Annotated in this window: 2 protein-coding genes; both read left to right on the forward strand. The window is 75.4% G+C overall.

The genetic code is table 11. The features are described 5' to 3' along the window. A partial coding sequence (locus FNH08_RS45060) for a pyridoxal-phosphate dependent enzyme (RefSeq protein WP_152777330.1) occupies positions 1 to 828 on the forward strand: 828 nt, incomplete at its 5' end. Beyond that, positions 825 to 4622, forward strand: a 3798-nt coding sequence (locus FNH08_RS45065) for a non-ribosomal peptide synthetase (RefSeq protein WP_152777332.1), incomplete at its 3' end; no start/stop codon positions are given. The genes FNH08_RS45060 and FNH08_RS45065, both read left to right, overlap by 4 nt.

A 4622-nucleotide genomic window follows, 5' to 3' on the forward strand; every position in this document is an offset into this window, starting at 1 on the left:
GCCCTGGAGCGGATGCGTTTCCCCGCCCCGCTCGATCCCTGCGTGCGCCTCGTCGTCCTCGACGGCACCGCCACCTACAGCGATGCCATCGCCTGCGCCGACCTGCTCGCCCGGCTCCCCGGCCACCACGCCGAGGGCGGCTCGCGCAACGTCGGCCGCCGCGACGGCCTGGGCACCGTCATGCTGGCCGCCGCCGAGGCCCTCGGACGGCTGCCGGAGACGTACGTCCAGGCCGTCGGCAGCGGTACGGGAGCCATCGGCGCCCACGAGGCGGCGCGCCGACTCACGGGGGGTGGCGAGGTGCTGCCCCGCCTCCTGATGTGCCAGAACGCGCCCTTCGCACCCCTGTACGACGCCTGGCGATGTACCGGCGCCGCTCCCGCCGACCGGGAGCACGAGCCGCTCGCCCGCGAACTGACCAACCGCCGACCGCCGTTCACCGTACGCGGCGGGGTGCGCGACGTCCTCACCGAGAGCGGCGGCGACGTCCTGTGCACGGACAACGAGGCCGCGCTCGCCGCCATGGCCCTCTTCGAGGAGGTCGAGGGCATCGACATCGAACCGGGAGCCGGAGTCGCCCTGGCGTCCCTCGCCGACGCCGTACGGGCGGGACGGGTCCGGCGTGACGAACTGGTGCTCCTCAACATCACCGGCGGCGGCCGGGCCCGCCAGGCCCGCGACACCGTGCTCGTGCCCGCGGAGCCCTGGCTCCGCGTCCCCTGGCCCGGCCGCGACAAGGGCCCGCAGGCCGTCGCCGAGCACGTGACTCGTCTGCTGACGGGCACCGCCACCACCGCGCCCGCCGCCACCGCCGTCGCGGAGGCATGAAGGTGACCGATCCCCACGTGCTCGACCTGTCCGCCGCCCAGCGCTCGATGTGGTTCGGCCAGCGCCTCGACCCCGCGGGCCCCGCCTACAACGTGGGCGAGTACACCGAGATCCACGGGCCGGTCGATCCCGTCCTCCTCCGGGCCGCCGTACGGCAGGTCGTGGACGCCACCGAGACGCTGCGGGTCCGGTTCGCGGCGGACGACGAGACCGTCCGCCAGATCGTCGACGCCGACCCCCACCACGACCTCCCCGTCGTCGACCTCACCGGCGAGCCCGACGCCCGCTCCGCCGCCGAGGCGTGGATGGCCGCCGACTTCGCCACGCCCTTCGACCTCGACCGGGCCCCGCTCTTGCGGTACGCGCTGCTGAGGCTCGCGGACGACCACTGGATCTGGTACCAGAGCTACCACCACATCGCCGTCGACGGCTACAGCTGCTCCCTCATCGCCAGGCGGGTGGCCGACGCCTACACCGCCCTCGTGGCCGGCGCCCCGCACACCCCGCCACCGGCGCCCCTCGCCTCGCTGGTCGACGCGGACGAGGCATACCGGACCGGGCGACAGCAGGCGTCGGACCGGGAGTTCTGGACACGCGCCCTCGCCGACCGTCCCGACCCCGTGGGCCTGACCACGCGCCCGCCCGGTGTCGCCGACCGCTTCCTCCGCCGCACCGGTCATCTGCCGGAAGCGGCGGGCGACCTGGTCCACGCGGCCGCCGCGCACGCCGGGACCCGCTGGTCGCGCGTCGTCCTCGCGGCGACCGCCGCCTATCTGCACCGGCTCACCGGAGCCCGCGACATCGTCCTCGGCCTCGCCGTCACCGCCCGGAAGAGCGACACCGAACTCGCCACCCCCGGCATGGCGTCCAACGTGCTCCCGTTGCGGCTGTCCGTACGACCCGACAGTGCCGCCTTCCACCTCGTGAGCCGGGCCGCGACGGCCACCCGCGACCTGCTGGCCCACCAGCGCCACCGCGGCGAGGACCTGCGCCGCGAGCTGGACTGGCCCCGGGACGGGCGCCGTTTCTTCGGGCCGGTCGTCAACATCATGGCGTTCGGGCCGGAGTTGCGGTTCGCCGGACACCCGACCACCCGCCACAACCTGTCCACGGGCCCGATCGAGGATCTCGCGGTCAACGTGTACGACCGCGCCGACGGCCACGGCATCCGCGTCGACCTCGACGCGAGCCCTGCCCACTACACCGACGCCGAACTCGACGCGCACCACCGGCGGTTCACCCGCTTCGTCGAGTACTTCGCCGCAGCCGTACTCGGGCCGGGCACCCCCGTCGGCCGGGTGGAGCTGACCCTGCCCGAGGAGCGGACGGAAGCCGGGCTCCAAGGAGCGGCCGCACGCGGGAGCGGGACGACCGTGCCCGAGCTGTTCGCGGCCCGCGTCGCGGCCCACCCCGACGCCCCGGCCGTGGTCCACGGCGAACGCACCCTCAGCTACCGCGAGTTGAACACCCGTGCCAACCGCCTCGCCCACCGCCTGATCGCCCTCGGCGTCCGGCCCGAGGACCGGGTGGCGGTGCTGATGCGCCGCTCCGACGACCTTCTCACCGCCCTGCTGGCGATCCTCAAGGCAGGCGCCGCGTACGTCGGCCTGGACCCGCGCGCGCCCGCCGCCCGCACCCGGAGGATCCTCGCCGAGACGGGCGCGCGGGCCCTGCTGACCGACCCCGGACAGCCCACCGGGACGTACGACGGCATCGTCCCGGTCGTCACCGTGGCCGAAGACCCGGCCCTCGCGACCGAGCCGTTCACCGAGCCGTTCACCGAGCCGTTCACCGACCCCCGCGTCCCCCTGCACCCGGCCCAACTCGCCTACGTCAGCCACACCTCCGGCTCCACGGGCACTCCCAAGGGCGTCGCCGTCACCCACCACGACGTCACCGCCCTCGCCGCCGACTCGGCGTTCGGTGACGGTGCGCACACACGGGTCCTCGTCCACTCGCCGACCGCGTTCGACGCGTCCACGTACGAGATGTGGGTGCCGTTGCTGAACGGCGGCACCGCCGTCGTCGCCGGACCCGAGGAGGACATGGGCGCCACCGCCGTCGCACGGCTGACGGAGCGTCACGGGCTGACCGCGCTGTGGCTCACCGCCGGGCTGTTCCGGCTCGCCGCCGAGGAGGACCCGGGCTGCTTCGCGGGGCTGCGCCAGGTGTGGACCGGTGGCGAGGCCGTTCCCGCCGGGGCCGTCCGCCGGGTGCTCGCGGCCTGCCCGGGCCTGACCGTCACCGACGGCTACGGCCCGACCGAGACCACCACCTTCGCCACCCGCCGCCCCTGCCCTCCGGGCGAGCCCGTGCCCGATCCGCTGCCGATCGGCCGCCCCCTGGACGGCATGCGCGCCCACGTCCTCGACGGCGCCCTCCAACCCGTCCCGCCGGGCACGGTGGGGGAGTTGTACGTCGCCGGGCCCGGTGTGGCCCGCGGCTACCTGGGCCGTCAGGCCGCCACCGCCGAGCGGTTCACCGCCGACCCGTACGGCCCGCCGGGCGCCCGCATGTACCGCACCGGTGACCGGGTCCGCGTCACGCCGGACGGCGAGCTGGAGTTCCACGGCCGCGCCGACGGCCAGGTCAAACTGCGCGGGTTCCGCATCGAACCCGGTGAGATCGAGACGGCGCTCGCCGCCCACCCCGACGTCGCCCAGGCGGTCGCCGTCGTCCGCGAGGACCGCCCCGGCGACCGGCGCCTGGTCACGTACGCGGTCCCCACCGAGGGCTCCGCACCGACGCCGGAAGCCCTGCGTGACCATCTCGCCGGCCACCTGCCCGACTTCATGGTGCCGTCCGCCGTCGTGGTCCTGGAGCGGTTGCCGCTGACCGCCAACGGCAAGCTCGACCGGGCCGCCCTGCCCGCCCCGCCGACGACCGCGGCCGAGCCCGCCCAGCCGGCACGGACCTCGCAGACTCCGCACGAAGAGATCCTGTGTGCCCTGTTCGCGGACGTCCTCGGCCTGCCGCATGTCGGTCCGCACGACGGCTTCTTCGCGCTCGGCGGCCACTCCCTGCTCGCCCTGCGGCTCCTGGGCCGCGTCCGCGCCGCACTCGGTGTCGAACTGACCCTGCGTGACGTGTTCCGGGAGCCCACCCCGGCGGGGCTCGCCCGACTGGTCGGCACCGGCCCGACCGTACGACCCGCTCCGCGGCCGTCCGCGCGCACGGCTCAGGGCGAGGCCCCGCTGTCGTCGGCCCAGCGGCGGCTGTGGTTCCTGCACCGGCTGGAGGGCTCCGGCGCCGCGTACCACGTGCCGCTCGCCGTACGGCTCACAGGCGGCGCCCCCGACACGGTGGCCCTGCGCGCCGCGCTCGCCGACCTCGTCGCCCGGCACGAGATCCTGCGGACCGTCTACCCCGACGCCGACGGCATCCCGAGCCAGCGCGTACGGGACTCCGCGCGGCCCGAGCTGCACGTAGTCGATCCCGTGCCGGAGTCCGAACTACCGCAGCGGCTCGCGGAGTTGGCGGGTGCGGAGTTCCACCTGGCCGACGGCATCCCGTTCCGCGCCCACCTCCTCGTCCTCGGCCCCGAGGACCACGTCCTGCTGCTGGTGCTGCACCACATCGCGGCGGACGGCTGGTCGCTGGACCCACTCGTCCGTGACCTGGCCACCGCGTACCGGGCCCGCCTCGCGGGGCAGGAGCCGGACCGGGCGCCGCTGCCCGTCCAGTACGCCGACTACGCCGCCTGGCAGCACGACGTCCTCGGCCACGACCAGGACGGCCACCTCGCCCACTGGCGGGAGGCGCTCGCGGACCTCCCCGACGAACTCCCGCTGCCC

The sequence above is a fragment of the Streptomyces spongiae genome, from assembly GCF_009377185.1.
In the GTDB taxonomy this organism is placed as follows: domain Bacteria; phylum Actinomycetota; class Actinomycetes; order Streptomycetales; family Streptomycetaceae; genus Streptomyces; species Streptomyces spongiae.